The 16,882-nt window shown below is 72.1% G+C and carries 17 protein-coding genes and 1 other RNA gene; 12 read left to right on the forward strand and 6 right to left on the reverse strand.

The annotated features are described in order from the left end of the window. Positions 1–33: 33 nt before the first annotated feature. Complete coding sequence (locus EG812_RS24250; protein WP_126712851.1) at positions 34–600, reverse strand: dihydrofolate reductase family protein; 567 nt, start codon at positions 598–600, stop codon at positions 34–36. A gap of 78 nt (positions 601–678) precedes the next feature. Between EG812_RS24250 and EG812_RS24255 the strand changes: the two genes are divergently transcribed. Continuing rightward, positions 679–1,263 carry a TetR/AcrR family transcriptional regulator gene (locus EG812_RS24255; protein WP_013735258.1) on the forward strand — a complete coding sequence of 195 codons (585 nt, stop codon included), beginning with the start codon at positions 679–681 and terminating at the stop codon, positions 1,261–1,263. A 76-nt stretch (positions 1,264–1,339) separates the two neighbouring features. Continuing rightward, positions 1,340–2,485, forward strand: coding sequence for a polysaccharide pyruvyl transferase family protein (locus EG812_RS24260; RefSeq protein WP_013735257.1), 1,146 nt, complete (start codon positions 1,340–1,342; stop codon positions 2,483–2,485). Between the two features lie 89 nt (positions 2,486–2,574). On the opposite strand, the gene EG812_RS24265 is transcribed toward EG812_RS24260, so the two are convergent. Then, positions 2,575–2,781: a DUF8847 domain-containing protein gene (locus tag EG812_RS24265; RefSeq protein ID WP_013735256.1), complete on the reverse strand. Its 207-nt coding sequence runs from the start codon at positions 2,779–2,781 to the stop codon at positions 2,575–2,577. A 147-nt stretch (positions 2,782–2,928) separates the two neighbouring features. Between EG812_RS24265 and EG812_RS24270 the strand changes: the two genes are divergently transcribed. Beyond that, complete coding sequence (locus tag EG812_RS24270) at positions 2,929–3,450, forward strand: DinB family protein (RefSeq protein WP_126712852.1); 522 nt, start codon at positions 2,929–2,931, stop codon at positions 3,448–3,450. Between the two features lie 185 nt (positions 3,451–3,635). On the opposite strand, the gene EG812_RS24275 is transcribed toward EG812_RS24270, so the two are convergent. Continuing rightward, positions 3,636–4,505 carry a carbohydrate kinase family protein gene (locus EG812_RS24275; RefSeq protein WP_126712853.1) on the reverse strand — a complete coding sequence of 290 codons (870 nt, stop codon included), beginning with the start codon at positions 4,503–4,505 and terminating at the stop codon, positions 3,636–3,638. A 115-nt stretch (positions 4,506–4,620) separates the two neighbouring features. Here EG812_RS24275 and EG812_RS24280 point away from each other — a divergent pair, with 115 nt between their 5' ends. Both EG812_RS24280 and EG812_RS24285 read left to right on the forward strand, forming a co-directional pair. Further along, positions 4,621–7,737 carry a DEAD/DEAH box helicase gene (locus tag EG812_RS24280; RefSeq protein ID WP_126712854.1) on the forward strand — a complete coding sequence of 1,039 codons (3,117 nt, stop codon included), beginning with the start codon at positions 4,621–4,623 and terminating at the stop codon, positions 7,735–7,737. Next, on the forward strand, positions 7,734–8,615 hold the full coding sequence (locus EG812_RS24285; RefSeq protein ID WP_126712855.1) for an SWIM zinc finger family protein: 882 nt from the start codon (positions 7,734–7,736) through the stop codon (positions 8,613–8,615). The genes EG812_RS24280 and EG812_RS24285 overlap by 4 nt, the downstream gene beginning before the upstream one ends. Before the next feature lie 41 nt (positions 8,616–8,656). Here the strand turns inward: EG812_RS24285 and EG812_RS24290 are convergent, their stop codons facing one another. Both EG812_RS24290 and EG812_RS24295 read right to left on the reverse strand, forming a co-directional pair. Next, on the reverse strand, positions 8,657–8,914 hold the full coding sequence (locus EG812_RS24290) for a DUF3040 domain-containing protein (protein ID WP_013735251.1): 258 nt from the start codon (positions 8,912–8,914) through the stop codon (positions 8,657–8,659). Positions 8,915–9,465: 551 nt separating this feature from the next. After that, the gene (locus tag EG812_RS24295) at positions 9,466–10,137 is read right to left on the reverse strand and encodes a bifunctional DNA primase/polymerase (protein ID WP_013735250.1); all 672 of its coding nucleotides are present in this window, start codon (positions 10,135–10,137) and stop codon (positions 9,466–9,468) included. 246 nt (positions 10,138–10,383) lie between these two features. Here EG812_RS24295 and EG812_RS24300 point away from each other — a divergent pair, with 246 nt between their 5' ends. The 5 genes from EG812_RS24300 (at position 10,384) to EG812_RS24320 (ending at position 15,174) form a co-directional block, all read left to right on the forward strand. Beyond that, complete coding sequence (locus tag EG812_RS24300; RefSeq protein ID WP_126712856.1) at positions 10,384–11,613, forward strand: helix-turn-helix domain-containing protein; 1,230 nt, start codon at positions 10,384–10,386, stop codon at positions 11,611–11,613. A gap of 16 nt (positions 11,614–11,629) precedes the next feature. After that, positions 11,630–12,202 (forward strand): flavoprotein, encoded by a 573-nt coding sequence (locus EG812_RS24305; RefSeq protein ID WP_126712857.1) that lies wholly within the window; start codon positions 11,630–11,632, stop codon positions 12,200–12,202. A 127-nt stretch (positions 12,203–12,329) separates the two neighbouring features. After that, positions 12,330–13,232, forward strand: a complete 903-nt coding sequence (locus tag EG812_RS24310) for a Nif3-like dinuclear metal center hexameric protein (RefSeq protein WP_043721622.1) — start codon at positions 12,330–12,332, stop codon at positions 13,230–13,232. Further along, positions 13,222–13,959, forward strand: a complete 738-nt coding sequence (locus EG812_RS24315) for a zinc ribbon domain-containing protein (RefSeq protein ID WP_013735246.1) — start codon at positions 13,222–13,224, stop codon at positions 13,957–13,959. Before EG812_RS24310 ends, EG812_RS24315 begins: the two co-directional genes overlap by 11 nt. Positions 13,960–13,962: 3 nt before the next feature. Continuing rightward, positions 13,963–15,174, forward strand: a complete 1,212-nt coding sequence (locus tag EG812_RS24320; RefSeq protein ID WP_126712858.1) for a bifunctional RNase H/acid phosphatase — start codon at positions 13,963–13,965, stop codon at positions 15,172–15,174. Between the two features lie 136 nt (positions 15,175–15,310). Here EG812_RS24320 and EG812_RS24325 read toward each other — a convergent pair whose 3' ends face one another. Further along, positions 15,311–16,072, reverse strand: a complete 762-nt coding sequence (locus EG812_RS24325; RefSeq protein ID WP_126712859.1) for a sulfite exporter TauE/SafE family protein — start codon at positions 16,070–16,072, stop codon at positions 15,311–15,313. A gap of 152 nt (positions 16,073–16,224) precedes the next feature. Between EG812_RS24325 and rnpB the strand changes: the two genes are divergently transcribed. Beyond that, positions 16,225–16,640, forward strand: an RNA gene (rnpB, locus tag EG812_RS24330) — RNase P RNA component class A. A 147-nt stretch (positions 16,641–16,787) separates the two neighbouring features. After that, on the forward strand, positions 16,788–16,882 hold a 95-nt coding region (locus tag EG812_RS29005), incomplete at its 3' end, for a helix-turn-helix domain-containing protein (RefSeq protein WP_148113823.1).

Genomic DNA, 16,882 nt, shown 5'->3' on the forward strand with positions numbered 1-16,882 from the left:
CCGTCGTGGCTCGACCGTCGAGGGCTTCGGCGCTCATCGGGTGTAGTGCAGGACGACGACTCCGGCACCGGTGGGGGTGGCGGCGAGCAGGGTCAGGTGTTGTGGGGCGAAGGAGTGGTCGAGCAGGGGGATGCCGCTGCCGGCGACGACGGGGTTGACCTTGATCACCCACTCGTCCACCTCGGACAGGAGTTGGCCGGCGAGATGTCCGCCGCCGCAGAGCCAGAGGTCGCCGCCGGGGCGTTCCTTGAGGTCGCGGACGAAGGCTGCCGGGTCGCCGGAGACGATCTCCACCGCCGGGTCGTCGGACGGCGGCAGTGAACGGGCGAAGACGTACTGCTTCAGATGGGCGTACGGGCTGGTGACGCCGACGCGAAGGGCGGGCTCGTAGGTGGCCCGGCCCATCAGGACCGTGTCGAACCGGCCCTGCGGGCGGTCGATGCCGAGCTGTGCGTGGGCGAAGGTCGGGAAGGTCTGCGGCCACTGGGTGACGAGGTGTCCCGCCGGGTCGGGGTGCAGATCGAAGAAGTCGTACGACCCGTCGGGGGCGGCGATGAAACCGTCGACGGTGGCGGCCACGTAGTAGACGAGCTTACGCAAAGGGGACTCCCAATCACTACGGATGTTGTGGTCCTGGCAACGTACAACAGGTGTTGTGGTTGCTGCTAGGGTTTTTCCGTGGCGCGCAACCCGCAGCGGCGGGCGGCCCTGGCGGACGCCGGGCTGCGGGTGCTGGCCGCCCACGGCGCCCGCGGCCTCACCCACCGGGCCGTCGACGCCGAGGCGGGGGTGCCCGTCGGCACCACCTCCAATTACTTCCGCTCCCGCGACGCCCTGCTCGGCGCGCTCGGCGAGCGGATCTTCGAACGGTTCGCCCCGGACGACGCGGTCGTGGCCGAACTGGCCGCCCGTCCGCCCTCCTCGGCCCTGCTCACCGACTACGTCCGGTACATCGTCGAGCGCACCACCCGGTATCCGGAACTCACCCGCGCCCTGATCGAGCTACGCCTGGAATCGGCCCGCCGCCCCGACCTGGCCCGGATCCTCGGCGACACGCTGCGCCGGGGCTACCGTGCCGACGTCGCGTACCACCTCGCCGCCGGGCTGCCCGGCGGCGCGTTCGAGGTGGCCCTGCTGCGCTACGCCGTGGACGGGCTCCTGCTCGACCTGCTCACCACCTCGATCGACACCGGGTTCGACCCCGACCAGGTGATTGCCGCCCTGGTGTCCCGCCTCGCCGGCGACGTCCCGCCCGGCGGCTGACTCTGGGTCACGGCGATGACTGTTCGGCGGTGCAGCGGGGAAACGTTGATCTGACGCACCTGGGGAGGAGCGACGGATGACGCGTGGCGGACTGACCATCGGCGTGCTCGGCTCATACGGTGGCCGCAACCTCGGCGACGAGGCCATCCTCACCGGCCTGCTGACCGACCTGCGTCAGCAGGAGCCCAACGCCCGGATCATCGTCTTCTCGCGAAACCCCGAGCACACCGCGGTGGCCCACCCGGACGTGGAAGCGGTGCCCTGGGAAGGGGTCAGCCGCACCGACTCCGCCCTCGTACTGTCCCAGCTCGACCTGCTCATCCTCGGCGGTGGCGGAATCCTCTACGACAAGGAGGCCCGCCGGTACCTGCGGGTGGTCCGGGTCGCGCAGGAACGGGGCCTGCCGGTGCTGACCTACGCGGTGGGTGTCGGGCCACTGAGCGAGATGGTGGACACCGGCATGGTGCGCGAGACGCTGGCCGGCGCCACCCAGGTGACCGTACGCGACCAGGAATCGCGGATGGTGCTGGAGGAGGCCGGGCTGCTCAACCCGATCACCGTCACCGCCGACCCGGCGTTCCTGCTCGAACCCGAGGAGTTCCCGGCGGAACTGCTGCGCGAGGAAGGTGTGCCGGCCGGTAAACGGCTGGTCGGGATGAGCGTACGGGAGCCGGGCCGGGCCGCCGAACGACTGGACGTGGACGGCTACCACCGGCTGCTCGCCCAGATCGGTGACTTCCTGGTGCACCGCATCGACGCGCACGTGCTGTTCGTCCCGATGGAACGCGACGACATCCGGCATTCACACGGTGTGCTGTCGCACATGATCGCCGCCGAACGGGGCCGCATCCTGCACGGCACCTACTCGCCCCAGCAGGTACTCGGCCTGATGCGCCACTTCGACCTGGCGGTCGGTATGCGGCTGCACTTCCTGATCTTCGCCGCGATGATGGGTACGCCGTTCCTGCCCCTGCCGTACGCCGGGAAGGTCTTCGACCTGGCGCAGCGACTCGGAGTGCCGGCGCTGCGCGGCGTGGAACGCGAGGTGGAGGGCCCGTTGCTGGCCGAGGTCGACCAGTTGTGGGACGAACGCGACCAGCGGGCCGAGACCACCGCGCAGCGGGTGGCGCAGGTCTGCGACGAAGCCCGCGGCACCTCCCACGTGACCCGGGCGGTCCTGGAGAGCCTGCGCAGCCGCTCCCTGGTCGAGGTCGGCGCCTGACCCGAACTGCCCGCCTCGCGGTCAGACCGCCGGGCCTGAGGTGCGGGCCTCGCGGTCAGACCGCTTGGCCGCAGGTGCGGGCCTCGTGGTCAGACTGCTTGGCCGCGCCAGCGGTAGCACCACTGCTGGGCCTGGGCATCGATCGATTCCAGCTCGTAGATGTCCGCCTCGGCCAGGCCGCCCGACCCGACGTGGTGGTGGGTCAGCGGCGGCCGGTCGTTCGGATCCAACTCGACGGTGACCAGCTGACCGTCCGCAGAACCGCCCACCAGCGGGATCTCAACCGTTGCTGCCATGCGCCCATCCTGCCCCGAGCACCGCGCCCCCGCAGCGGATCGGCAGGCCCACGGCACCGAGCCCGCTGGCCGGCGCTTGCCGACCGGCGGTGTCCAGCATGCGGCAGAGTGTGTTTCGGGCCTGGCCGCTCGGGATAACGTCTCGACATGGCGGAGATCGCGATTGATCCGACACTCGGACCGGTGGTCAACCGGACGGCCGGCGAGCGGGAGGTCCTCGAATCCTTCCTGGATTTCCATCGGACCGTCCTGCTGCGCAAGCTGCACGGCCTCAGCGACGCCGACGCGGCCCGCCGTCTGGTGCCCTCGGCGACCACCGTCGCCGGGCTGGTCAAACACCTCACCGAGATCGAGCACAACTGGTTCCACATCCTGCTGGAGCCGTCGCCCGGCGAGACGTTCCCGACGACCGACGAGGCGGCGCTGGCCAGCTTCACCCTCGCCGAGGACGACACCGTGGAGCGCCTCGCCGCCGACTACCACCAGGTCTGCGCCCGGTCCCGGGAGATCGTGGCACGCTTCGACCTCGACCACGTCGTGCCACATCCGCAGCTGGGCGAGGTGTCGGTGCGCTGGATCCTGGTGCACATGATCGAGGAGACGGCCCGGCATGTCGGACACGCCGACATACTCCGGGAACTCACCGACGGCACCACCGGCGCCCTCTGACATTCAGATCGTCGAACCTGCTCCCTGGCGGGACCCACAGGCAGACCATGATCGTGCTCGATGCGAGATCGAGTGGCCTCGTAAGCCGAGAATAGGCACTCGATCCCAGATCGAGCGTGATCATGCAAACGGTCGCGGCAAGGGCGGGGCGGGCGCGGCGTGGCGCAGGGGCGCGGGGTGTGGGGTCAGTGGTGGGGAAGGAGACCGGGTGGGTACTCCATGCCGTCGTGGGTGCAGGCTGCGGCGGCGACCCGGGCCGCGTACCCGGCGGCTTCCGCCCACGTCGCGCCTCGTGAACGGGCGGTGATGATGCCGGCCGCGAAGGCATCCCCGGCACCGTTGGTGTCCACCACAGGGCCGGGCGGCGTGGCTGCCGGAATCCGGGTGACGACACCGCCGAGGTGCAGATCCGCGCCGTCGGCACCCCACGTCACCAGCACCGGCCGCGGTGCCAGCGCAGCGCCCACCGCCGTCGACCGGTCGCCGAGCGTGACTCCGCTGACCAGCACCAGTTCGGCGATCTCGGCGAACGGGCGATGGTACGGATTCTGCCCGTCCCAGTCGTGCAGATCGGTGGAGCTGCCCACACCCTCGCCCAGCATGTCGCCGAGAGCGGGCAGCAGGTCCCGTACCCAATTCATGATCGAAAGGTGGACGTGCGTGGCCTGCTCGACCAGCGTCGCCACCTGCGCCACCGGAATGGGGGCGGTCCCGTCGGAGGGGCGGGGGTCGTACAGCGACATCCGCCGTCCGGCGGGATCGACCAGGTTGACCGAGCGGCGGGTGCCGGCCGGCGTCGAGGCCAGCACGGCGTGCACCCCGGTGCGGGACAGCGCGGCCCGCACCACGTCGCCGGCCGAGTCCGTGCCGAGCGTGTCGACCACCGCCACCCGTAGTCCGAGGGCGTGCGCGGCGAGTACCACGCCGGCGCCGGTGTTGCCGATCCGCAGGTCGATCGGTTCGACGGTGACGGAGTCGACCACCGGTAGGGGCAGGTCAGGCACCCGGACCCGGATGTCCACGCCGAGGCCGCCGAGCACCAGCAGGTCGTACATGGCGCCGACGGTAGCGGGCCGGGGCCGCCTATCCTGACCCGGGTGTTAAGCGGGGGCCCCTGCTCTACCGGAGGCGTTAACAAGGGGCCCTTCCTTTCAACAAGATGGGGTGCGGGTGCTGGTCGTTCATGGGGCGTGGCTGCCGGGTCGGGGGCTCGCGGTCTGGGGTGAGGACAGCACCCTGCCGCCGCGCGCTGCGCGCCGTCCCGGCCGGGTACCCCGGGAACGTCCGCATCCGTTCGCCGCCGCGCACACCACGCTGGCTGCCGCGCTGGCCGAGGTGGCCGAACCGACAGACCTCGGCACCGCGCTGCTCCGCCTGCCCACCCGCGCCGGATCCCCGGTCGACTCGCCGGAGTTGGTCCGAACCGCCGTCGTGGACCCGGTCCGCGGCCCGGTCACCCTTGCCGGCTGGCGGGTGCCCATCCTGGCGTACGCCCCGGACGCGGCGCTGTCGTTGCTGCGTACCCTCGACAGGCTGACCGCCGTGCCCGGCGCGACGCTGCGGCACCTGGCGGAACTGGCCACCTTCGCCGCCGACCTGGCCACCCGGGGTCGGGTCCTGCCCGGCCTGGCCGCCGGCCAGGGGAGCGAGGTCGGGGCCCGTGCGGTGTGGCGACCGCTGCTCACCGGGACCGACGCGGCCTGGGCTCGGGCGTTGGCGCTGGCCCTGCCACCGGTCGCCCGCGCGGTGGCCGAGGCCGACCTGCCCGCGACTGCCGTACCCACCGGGGCGGGATTGGAGGCTGAGGGTGCGGCCGGCGCGGGGGTGCTGGTGGGTGATGCGCTCGACGCGCTCACCGATGCGGCGGTGCGGGCGGCGCTGCCGCAGACCACCTTGGCTCGCGGGGTACGCCGCGACGGGGCGGTGGCGGCCTGGCTCGGTGCGCTCACCGGGCCACAGCGGGAATTCACCGCCGAACCGGCGGCGCTGGACGTCCTGCGTGACGAGCTGGAAGCCTGGCAGCGGGACGCGGCCGGCGGGACGGTACGGGCCAGCTTCCGGCTCGTCGAACCACCCGACGACGAGATCGAGACCCCGCTGACCGTGGTACCGGCCGACCCGGACGCCAACGTGGCGACCGAGGGGACGTGGCGGGTGGAGTTCGGGCTCCGCGCCCCCGACGAGTCCGGTCTGCACGTCGACGCCGGGCAGGTGTGGTGGGGTACGACCGGGCCCGCGCTGGACAGCCCGCAGGAGACGCTGCTGGCGGAGCTGGGCCGGGCCAGCCGGCTCTGGCCGGAGCTGGACTCGGCGCTGCGGACCGCGACGCCGGAGGCGCTGGAGCTGGACGCCGAGGGTGCCCACCGGTTCCTGCGCGAAGGTGCCCCGCTGCTGCACGCGGCGGGCTTCACCGTGCTGCTGCCGTCGTGGTGGCAGCGGCCGTCGGCGCGGCTCGGCGCGCGGCTGCGGGCTGCTTCCCGCACCGCGCCCGGCACGGTCGCCGCCGCCGGTGAGCAGGTCGGGCTGGACGCGCTTGTCGACTACCGGTGGGAAATCGCCCTGGGCGACCAGCCGCTGACCGCCGAGGAGTTGGCCCGCCTCGCCGAGCTGAAGACGCCGCTGGTGCGGCTGCGCGGCCACTGGGTCGAGCTGGACCCGAAGCGGCTCGCCGCCGGCCTGCGGCTGTTGCGGTCCACCGGCGAGCTGACTGTCGCCGATCTGCTCCGGTTGGGGCTCACCGACGCCGAGCAGCCGGATGCGCTGCCGGTGCTGGAGGTGAGCGCGGACGGGGCGTTGGGTGATCTGCTCGCCGGGTCGGTGGAGCGGCGGCTCGCCCCGTTGACCGAGCCGCCGTCGTTCGCCGGCACCCTGCGGCCGTACCAGCGGCGTGGTCTGGCCTGGTTGACGTTCCTCCAGTCGCTCGGGCTGGGCGGGGTGCTCGCCGACGACATGGGGCTGGGCAAGACGGTGCAGCTGCTGGCGTTGTTCGCGGCCGACCCGCCGCAGGCCGGGCCGACCCTGCTGGTGTGTCCGATGTCGCTGGTCGGCAACTGGCAGCGGGAGGCCGCCCGGTTCGCCCCCGAGCTGCGGGTGCACGTGCACCACGGCGCGCAGCGGGCCCGGGGCGCCGAGTTCGGTGACGCCGTACAGGCTGCGGATCTGGTCCTGACCACGTACCCGACGGCGGCCCGGGACGCGGCGGACCTGGCCGGTGTCGACTGGCACCGGGTGGTGCTCGACGAGGCGCAGGCGGTGAAGAACGCCGCCACCCGGCAGGCCGAGGCGGTCCGCGCGCTGCCCGCCCGGCACCGGATCGCGGTGACCGGTACGCCGGTGGAGAACCGGCTGGCCGACCTGTGGTCCATCATGCAGTTCGCCAACCCGGGCCTGCTCGGCCCGGCGGCGACGTTCCGTAAGCGCTTCGCCGAGCCGATCGAACGGCACGGTGACACCGACACCGCCGAGCGGCTGCGCCGGATCACCGGCCCGTTCGTCTTGCGCCGACTCAAGACCGACTCGTCGATCATCTCGGATCTGCCGGAGAAGCTGGAGATGGAGGTCGTCTGCAACCTGACCGCCGAGCAGGCGGCGCTCTACCAGGTGGTGGTCGACGACATGATGGCCCGGATCGAGGCCAGCGAGGGCATCGAGCGGCGCGGCCTGGTGCTGGCCACCATGACCCGGCTCAAGCAGGTCTGCAACCATCCCGCCCAGTTGCTGCGCGACGGGTCGGCGCTGGCCGGGCGCTCCGGCAAGCTGGCCCGGTTGGAGGAGATCCTCGACGAGGTCCTCGCGGCGGGGGAGAAGGCCCTGTTGTTCACCCAGTACGCGGAGTTCGGCGGGATGCTGCGCGGCCACCTGTCGGCCCGCTTCGGCCGGGAGGTGCTGTTCCTGCACGGCGGCCTCGGCAAGGCCGACCGGGACGAGATGGTGACCCGGTTCCAGTCCGACGACGGCCCGGCCCTGTTCGTGCTCTCCCTCAAAGCCGGCGGGACCGGGCTGACCCTGACCGCCGCCAACCACGTGGTGCACGTGGACCGGTGGTGGAATCCGGCGGTGGAGGACCAGGCCACCGACCGGGCGTTCCGCATCGGTCAGCGCCGCCGCGTGCAGGTCCGCAAGTTCGTCTGCGCCGGCACGGTGGAGGAGAAGGTCGCCGCGCTGATCGCCGACAAACGCAGTCTGGCCGCGTCGGTCGTCGGCACCGGCGAGCAGTGGGTCACCGAGCTGTCCACCACCCAGCTGCGCGAGCTGTTCAGCCTGGAGGCCGGGGCGGTGGCGCAGTGACCAGCCCGACCGGTACCGGTGGGCGGGGCCGGTTCGCCGACTACGGGCGGCCCCGCCGGGTCGACGGCGGATTGCGGGCCCGCAGCAGCCGAGGCGCCATCGGGGTGTCCTGGTGGTCGCGGCGGTTCCTGGAGGTGCTGGAGTCGTTCGCGCTCGGCACCCGGTTGACCCGTGGCCGCGCGTACGCCCGAGCCGGTCAGGTGGTACGCCTCGACATCGCCCCGGGCACGGTGACCTCGACGGTGCAGGGCTCCCGCCCCCGGCCGTACCAGGTCCACATCGCACTGCCGGTGTTCCCGGAGCAGTTGTGGGCACGGATCGAGGCGGAGCTGGCCGGGCAGGCGTTCTTCAGCGCCCGGCTGCTCGCCGGTGACCTGCCGGCCGAGCTTGAGGAGCTGTTCACCGCCGTCGGTGCACCGCTGTTCCCGGCCACCGTGACGGAGTTGGCGCAACGCTGCTCATGCCCGGACGCCGCGGTCCCCTGCAAACACCTCGCGGCCACCTTCTACCTGCTCGCCGAGGCGTTCGACGCGGATCCGTTCGCCCTGCTGCACTGGCGTGGCCGCAGCCGCGACGCCCTGCTCGACCGGCTCCGCGAGCTACGTGGCACCGGCAGCAAGCCGAGCAGCACAGGTACCCTCGGAACCGATCGGCCTGCGGCGGGTGCGGCGCGAGCCCTCGCCGATCTGCCCGTCGCCCCGTTGGCGGAGACGGTCGATCGGTTCTGGCTGCCGCCCGTGCCCCTGCCGGATCGCCCGCCGAGTCTGGCGAGCCGTCCGGATCTGCTGTTGCGGCAGCTCGGTGCACCCGCACCGGCGATCGGTGGACCGGGTCTTCTGGAGCGACTGCGCCAGGCGTACCGGCAGCTCGGTGAGTGAGCGGCCGCGGCGTCGACCCGGTCGGGCAGCTTCGGCGCTGTTCAGAGCCAGCGTTGCCGGAACCGCCACATGAGTACGGCGTTGGTCAGCAGCACCACGGCGAAGATCGCCCCGGTGAGTCGTCCGAACGCCACGGTCGCGGCCGGCAGGGCCGCCCACAGCAGGATGGTCAACAGCAGCAGCCATCGTCCGCGTCGACCCCGGGCCCGGTTGTCGAGCCGGGCGAAGAACGCCGGGTCGCTCTCTCGGAGATTGCGGGTGATCTGCTCAAAACGACGCTGATCCTCTTTGCTGAGCATGTGCCTTCCCCTCACGCGTTCAGCAACGGCGAGGCGGAATACCCACTGGGGTCACGGCTCACGCTTCTTCTGCTGCTTCTTTCGCCAGCAGGACGGGGCGAGCGCGGCGACCCGTGCACACCGGGTGCCGATGTCGTCGCACAGCTTCGGTCGGCCGAAAAGGATGCCGCGTACCCCGAACCCGTCCGATAGCGCCGCGAGTCCCTTTTCGCGCTCGACGACCCCAGGTGCGTCAGGCCCGGCTCAGCAGGCGGACCGGGTCACAGCCAGCGGACCGGGTCAGAGCCAGCGGGTCGGTCGGTGGGTGGTCGCCGGGCGTGAGCCGAGCGGGCGGGGCCGACCGGGGCGCGCGCCCGGTGGGCGGGTGGCGGCCCACCGGCGGCCAAGGCGGTGCCGCCGTGGCGGCTCGGCACCGTTCGGGTGGTGTGTGGTGTCGTCCGTGGACATCGCCGATCCCCGCTCCCGGCGCCGGGCTGCGCCGTCGTGGTGCTCAACGACCGCGCGCGGTCCGGCGTCGCTGTCCGCACGGCCGGCATGCGCGGGACGCGTGCTCACCTGCCTCGACGGGGCAACGGCAGGTGACCGGGCACCAGCGCCGGCACCAGGGTGATCCCGGTGGCCCGGAGCGCGTCGATCAGGGTGTTCTGGACCAGGTAGGAGTCCGGCAGCTGCCAGCGGGCCTGCTCCGGTGCCACCATCCAGCGGACCGGGCCTTCGGGTAACCGGGTGGGCGGTGCCGCGATCCACGAGCCGGGACCGTGCCGTACCACCTGGAGACAGTGCTCCAACTCGGGGCGCAGCGGATCGCCGGGGCGTACCAGGAACATCCACCGCCCGGTCGGTGTGACAAGCACCGGGCCGCGGACGCCGAGGCCCGCGGGATGGGCGCGGACCGCATCCAGCACGCGGCGGCCCAGGTCCGCGGCGACCTCCAGCACGTCGAAGGAACGCCCGGTGGGCAGCAGTACGCCGTGCGGCCGGGACCGCCACCAGTTCGCCACCCGGGCCGGGTCGGCGCTCGCGGCGTGCTCCCAGTCCTCAAGGGCGGGATGGCAGCCGACGGTGGGGCAGCCGGCTCGACCGCAGACGAAGCGGCTCCGTGCCAGGCAGGCACCGGGGGTGACCTCCCAGCCGTGCATCGCGTACCGCACCGCTACCCGGCGCAGTCGTACCCGTTCCAACGGCGACAGGTGCGCCACTCGCGGTCCGACGTTCTCCCACATTGGCGCCATCTCCCCTCGCCGGGCCGCCCGGTGCAGTTCACACGTTGAGCACCGTCACTGCCATCGTTGACGATCGTTTGGTCTGACAAAGTGGCTCATGCAACTTGCACGAAAACTATGAGGACTGGCCGTACGGCTGACGCACAACCAGTGCGACCAGCGGAAACCTGAAGACGGACGGTTGGCCGCATCCGCGGAACAGCCCACGGCCCCTGGCTGCGGCTCCATCTAGGGAGGACTGGCGAGATGGACGAACTACCCATCGGGCGGCGGGTGGCCTACTGGCGAGGGCGACGAAAAATGTCGCAACAGGTCTTCGCCGACCGGTTGGGCAAGTCGAAGAGCTGGGTCGACAAGATCGAACGCGGCGTACGCCGGCTGGACAAGTTCTCCGTCCTCTACGAGATCGCCGACATCCTTCAGATGGATGTGCAGTTGCTGCTCGGCAAGGACCCGGAGCGGCGCGGGGACACGCTCAACTGCATCGAGCAGTTCGAGGTCGAGGAGATCCGGGCGGCGCTGGAGCGGTACGACTCGGTCAGCGCGTACTTCGACGCCGCGCCGTGCCCACCCCCGCTGGCGGACATGAGCAAGGCCGTCACCCACGCCTGGCTGACCTACCAGTACGGCCGCTACGGCATGCTGATCCGGGCCCTGCCCAAGCTGCTGCGCGACGCCCAGGCCGCCGACGCCGCCTACGGCGGGGATCAGGCGGAGCGCGCCGCCCACCTGCTCGCGCAGGTCTATCAGATCGCCTCCTCGGTGCTGCGCAAACTGGGTGAGTGTGAGCTCGCCTGGCTCGCCGCCGACCGGTCCATCGCGGTCGCCCAACGCGCCGACGACCTGCTGCTCGCCGGGGTCGCCACCACCCGGGTGTGCAACGCCCTGGCGTCGATGGGACGATCCCGGCCCGCGCTGGAGTTGAACGTCCGGATCGCCAACCGCCTCGCCCCCGGCGGTCAGAACGACACCAGCCCGGAACGGGTCTCGGTGTACGGCATGCTGCTGCTGCAAGGTGCCATGGCCGCCGCCCGCATCGGCGACGCCGCCACCGTCGATGACCTGATCGCCGGCGCGTACGCGGCGGCGCAGGAACTCGGCAGTGACCAGAACCACTACTGGACCTCGTTCGGGCCGACGAACGTCGAACTGCACCGGGCGGCAGCCGCCGTCGAGTTGGGTGACGGTGGCCGGGCGGTCGAGGTGCACCAGCTCAAGCTCCAGAACCCGTCCTTCGACGCGCTGCTGCCGGAACGCCGGGCGCATCACCTGCTCGACCTGGCCCGGGCCTACGCCCTGATCGGCGACGTGGCCAACGCGGGTGAGATGTTGCTGCGCGGGGATCGGCTCGCCCCGTCCGAGATCCGCTGCCGGCCGATCGCCCACGAGGTGATGTCCGACGTCCTACGTCGCACACGTGGTGCGCCGCCTTCGCTGATCGCGGAGTTGGCTGAGCACATGGGAGTAGGGGTATGACTTCGGGGCCGGTCTGATGACCGGTTCGCACCGCCATGACGGGCACCGTGAGGTGCTGTACATCATCGCCTGCGGTTCGCCGCTGGCCCGAGACGTGGGTCGGCTCGTCGAGCTGGCCCAGCAGGACGGCTGGGACGTCTGCGTGGTCACCACGCCCGACGGCGCCAAGTTCGTCGACCGCGCCGCGTTGGCCCGCCAGACGGGCCACCCGGTGCGTACGCACTACAAAAACCCGGGTGATCCGGACGTGCTGCCGTCGGCCGACGCCATCATCGTCTGCCCGGCCACTGTCAACACGGTCAACAAGTGGGCGGCCGGCATCGCCGACACCCTCGCCCTCGGGTTGCTGATCGAGGCACAGGGCCGGGGCATCCCCCTGGTCGCCGTGCCGTACACAAACGTCGCGATGGCCGCACACCCGGCCTTCCGGACGGCGATCGACCGACTGACCGAGTGGGGGGTACGCGTGCTCTTCGGCGACGACGTCCTCCCGCTGCACCCACCCGGAACGGGGGAGCGGTACCAGCACGCCTTCCCCTGGCCGCTCGCCCTCACCGCGCTGCACGACCACCTCGTCCACACGTCGTGAAAGGAAGGGCCCCTTGTTAACGCCTTCGGTAGAACAAGGGGCCCTTGTTAACAACCGCACCCCGGCCGGTCCGGCGGCGGGCGGGTGACGTCCCGCCTCGGCGCTGACGCCGGTAAGCTGGCCCGTCGTGAGCACAACCACAGCCGTGCCGACCGTCGCCGACGTCGTGGCCGAGCTGGAGCGGCGCTACCCGCCGAGCTGGGCCGAGGAGTGGGACCGGGTCGGCCTGGTGCTCGGTGAGCCGGACGCCCAGGTGCGCCGGGTTCTCTGCGTCGTCGACGTGGTCCCCGAGACGGTCGCCGAAGCCCTCGCCGCTGGCGTCGACATGATCGTCGCTCACCATCCGCTGCTGCTGCGCGGCGTCTCCTCGGTCGCGCCGACGACGTACAAGGGCCGGATCATCCACCAACTGATCAAGGCCGACATCGCGCTGTACGTCGCGCACACAAACGCCGACGTGGCCGCCCCCGGCGTTTCCGACGCCCTCGCCGGCCGGCTCGGCCTGACCGACCTGCGTCCCCTGCAACCGGCCCGGCCCGGCACCCCGGCCGCCGGTGAGGGCCGCGGCGTGGGCCGCATCGGCCGGCTGCCCCGACCGATGAGCCTGGCCGAGCTGACCCGACACGCCGCCACCGTGCTGCCCGTCACCGCCGTCGGGGTACGCGCCGCTGGCGCACCGGACCGCATCGTGCGTACCCTCGCCGTCTGCGGTGGGTCCGGGGACAGCTTCCTGGCCGACGCGAGCGCCGCCGGCGTGGACGCCTACCTCACCGCCGACCTGCGCCACCACCCGGCCGGCGAACATCTCGCCACCGGAGGGCCGGCGCTGCTCGACGCCACCCACTGGGCGACCGAGCGACCCTGGCTGGACGACCTGGCCGCGCTGCTGCGGGGCACGTCGGGCGTCGAGGCCCTGGTGTCCGACCTGGACACCAGCCCGTGGACCGTACACGCAGCCCCACCCTCAACGGGCCGGCCCGCAGTGGCCGAACCCGTAGCGGACGACAAGGAGCCCGACCGTGAAGGCTGACCCCCAGGTCCAGCGCCGCCTGCTCGACCTCCAGGCGATCGACACCGCCCTCGCCCAGCTCGCCCACCGGCGGCGGTCGCTGCCCGAGCGTGCCGAGTTGGAGGCCCTGGCCCGGGAGCTGTCCGCCCTGGAGGACGAGCGGGTCCGTGCCCAGGTCGCGGTCGACGACCTGGACCGGGACATCGCCCGGCTGGAGAAGGACGTCGACCAGGTGCGGGCGCGCAAGGCCAAGAACGAGGACCGGCTGGCCGCCGGCACCGGCCCGGCCCGCGAGCTGGAGGCGCTGCAACACGAACTGGTCTCGCTCAACCGCCGGCAGGGCGACCTGGAAGACGCCGAACTGGAGTTGATGGAGCAGCGCGAAACCGCCCAGGCGGTGCTGGACGGCGTCGAACAGCGGCTCACCGAGGTCCGCGAACGGCGGGCCGCCACCGAGCAGCGACGCGACGAGAGCCTCGGCGAGATCGGCCGGGAGGAGGAGTTCAAACGCTCGGCCCGCCAGCCGCTCGCCAACGACCTCCCCGCCGACCTGGTGCAGCTCTACGACCGGATCCGCACCGACACCGGGCTCGGCGCGGCGCTGCTCTACGCCGGCCGCTGCGGCGGCTGCCGCCTGGAGCTCTCCGGTGCCGACCTGGCCCGCATCCGCAAGACCGACCCCGAAGAGGTGGTCCGCTGCGAGGACTGCCGCCGGATCATGGTCCGCACCAACGAGTCCGGGCTGTAACCGGTGGCACCGCGTACCGTCCTGGTCGAGGCCGACGGCGGCGCCCGGGGCAACCCGGGCCCGGCCGGGTACGGCGCGGTGCTCCGCGACCCGGCCACCGGCGAGGTGCTGGCCGAGCGCAGCGCCGCCATCGGCACCGCCACCAACAACGTCGCCGAGTACCAGGGCCTGCTCGCCGGCCTGACCGCCGCCGTCGAGCTGGGCGCCACCGAGGTCGAGGTCCGGATGGACTCCAAGCTGGTGGTCGAGCAGATGTCCGGCCGCTGGCAGATCAAACACCCCGGGCTGCGTCCGCTCGCCGCCCAGGCCGCCCAACTGGTCGGCCGCATCGGTACGGTCCGGTTCACCTGGATCCCCCGGGACCGCAACACCCACGCCGACGCCCTCGCCAACGCCGCCATGGACGCCGCCGCGACCTCCGGCGTCGCCGTACCCTCCGTCGCGCCGCCCCGCGTGGTCGAGCCGCCCCGCGAACTCGGCGGCCCGCAGCCCGCCGGCGGCGGCGCGGCCACCGTCGCCGCCCACGCCGAGACGCCCGGCACCGACCTGACCAGCGCGCCGGTCTCCTGGGAACCCCGGCCCAGCTTCACCGCCACCCGGCTGATCCTGGTCCGCCACGGCGAGACCGAGTACACCGAACAGGGCCGCTACTCCGGCCGCGGCGACGTCGCGCTGTCGGCGAAGGGCCAGGCCCAGGTGCGGGCCACCGCCGCCCGGGTGGCGGCGCTCGCCCCGCAGGCCGCCGCCGTGGTCAGCTCACCATTGTCCCGGTGTACGGCCACCGCCGAGGCGATCGCCGCCGCCATCGGCGACCTGCCGGTACGCCCCGACGACGACCTGATCGAGTGCGACTTCGGTGCCTGGGAGGGCCGCACCTTCGCCGAGGTACGCGAACAGTGGGCGGGCGAGCTGGACGCCTGGCTGGCCTCCACCCGCATCGCCCCACCCGACGGCGAATCCTTCGCCCAGGTCGCCGACCGCTGCGCCCGGGTGACCGAACGCCTCGTCGCGGCGTACCCCGGCCAGACCGTGGTGGTGGTCTCGCACGTCTCGCCGATCAAGCTGATGCTGCGCGACGCCCTCGCCGCCACCGACGCCTTCCTGCACCGGCTCTACCTCGACGCCGCCGGCATCTCGGTGCTGGACCGCTGGCCCGACGGCGGCATCGCCGTCCGCACCGTCAACGACACCGCCCACCTCGCCTCGCTGCAGTAAGGAAGGGCACCTTATTAACGCCTAGCGTTGTATAAGGGCCCCCTACTAACACGTAGCCGCGTGGCGCGAGCAGCGTCGCGGGTGCGGGTGCGGGTGCAGGTGCAGGTGCAGGTGCGGCGTGCCTGGGCGCTGCCGGTCAGCGCAGCGCCCGCCACAGCAGGTACAACCCGATCGTGGTGCCGAAGACCACGATGATCGCCTTCAGCAGCTTCGACGGCAGCCGGCGGACCAGCCGGGCGCCCGCGTACCCGCCGACAAGCGTGGCCGGTGCCAGCAGCGCCACCCCCGCCCATTTCACCGGCCCGGCGAGCGCGAACACGGCCACCGTGGTCAGGCCGATGATCGCGGAGAGCAGGTTCTTGATCGCGCTCACCCGGGCCAACGTGGCGTCCAACACCAGGGCCAACGCGGCCACCAGCATCACCCCGACCGCCGCGCCGAAGTAGCCGCCGTACACCGAGGCCAACGCCACCACGACCTGGATCGTCAGACCCCGCCGCCGGGTCGGCACATCACGCGGATGCCCCACCAGCCGCCGCAGCGGATCCTGAAACGCCAGCAGCGCCGTCGCCCCGAGCACCAGAAACGGTACGACCACCTCGAACGCCCGTGCCGGAGTGACAAGCAGCAGCCCCGCACCGACCAGCGCGCCGACGATCGTCGTCGGCACCAGCGTGACCAGCAGCCGCCCCCGAGGCAGATCCATCCAACTGCCCGCCACTGCCGCGCCGTACCCCGGGAACACCGACACCGAGTTGGTCACGTTCGCCGGCACCGGCGGCAACCCCACCGCCAGCAGCGCCGGAAACGTGATCAGCGAACCACCCCCGGCCACCGCGTTGACCGTACCGGCGGCCATACCGGCCGCGAGCAGCAACGCGGCGTTCGCAAGATCCATACTCGCCGAGGCTAGTCGGCCCGGCCTGCGACAGCGAGCCCACCGGCATTATCTGACCTGGTGGTGCTCTCTTGGTGGTCGTCGCTGCCGGGTGTGCACGGCCGTGGCAATAAGTCGCCCGGCCGGTGTCGTTAGGATGTGTGCGCGACGGACGAGTCGACCGGGCGGTCGCGTCGGTGGGCAGCAGCCCGCCGCCGAGGAACGTCCGGACTCCACAGGGCAGGGTGGTTGCTAACGGCAACCCGGGGTGACCCGCGGGACAGTGCCACAGAAAACAGACCGCCGACCCCAACGGGGACGGTAAGGGTGAAACGGTGGGGTAAGAGCCCACCAGCACCCCGGGTGACCGGGGTGGCTCGGTAAACCCCACCCGGAGCAAGGCCAAGAAAGGGCCGTCACCGCATGATGACGACCCGCGCAGACGCTTGAGGGTGGCCCGCCCGATGTCTGCGGGTAGGCCGCACGAGCCTGTCGGCAACGGCAGGCCGAGATGGATGGCCGCCGCCGGCGCGAAACCCCTCGGGGTACGCGCCGCGCACAGAATCCGGCGTACAGGTCGACTCGTCCGTCGCCCATTAGGCCAGTGTCGCGATCAAGGCTCTGGCCTGGTTCTGAGTCTGGGCGTCGTCGATGGTCGTCCTTGTCTGTCGGCTCCGCCTGAAAACTGACCCCGTGGTTCCGGTTGAATTTTGACCCCTTCCGGAAGCATCGGGAGGTGCTGAGCGTGGAGGACTGGGCGGAGATCCGTCGGTTGCACCGGGCGGAGCGGATGGCGATCAAGGCCATCTGTCGTCGGCTGGGGGTCTCGCG

The organism is Verrucosispora sp. FIM060022 (assembly GCF_003977705.1).
Lineage (GTDB): Bacteria > Actinomycetota > Actinomycetes > Mycobacteriales > Micromonosporaceae > Micromonospora > Micromonospora gifhornensis.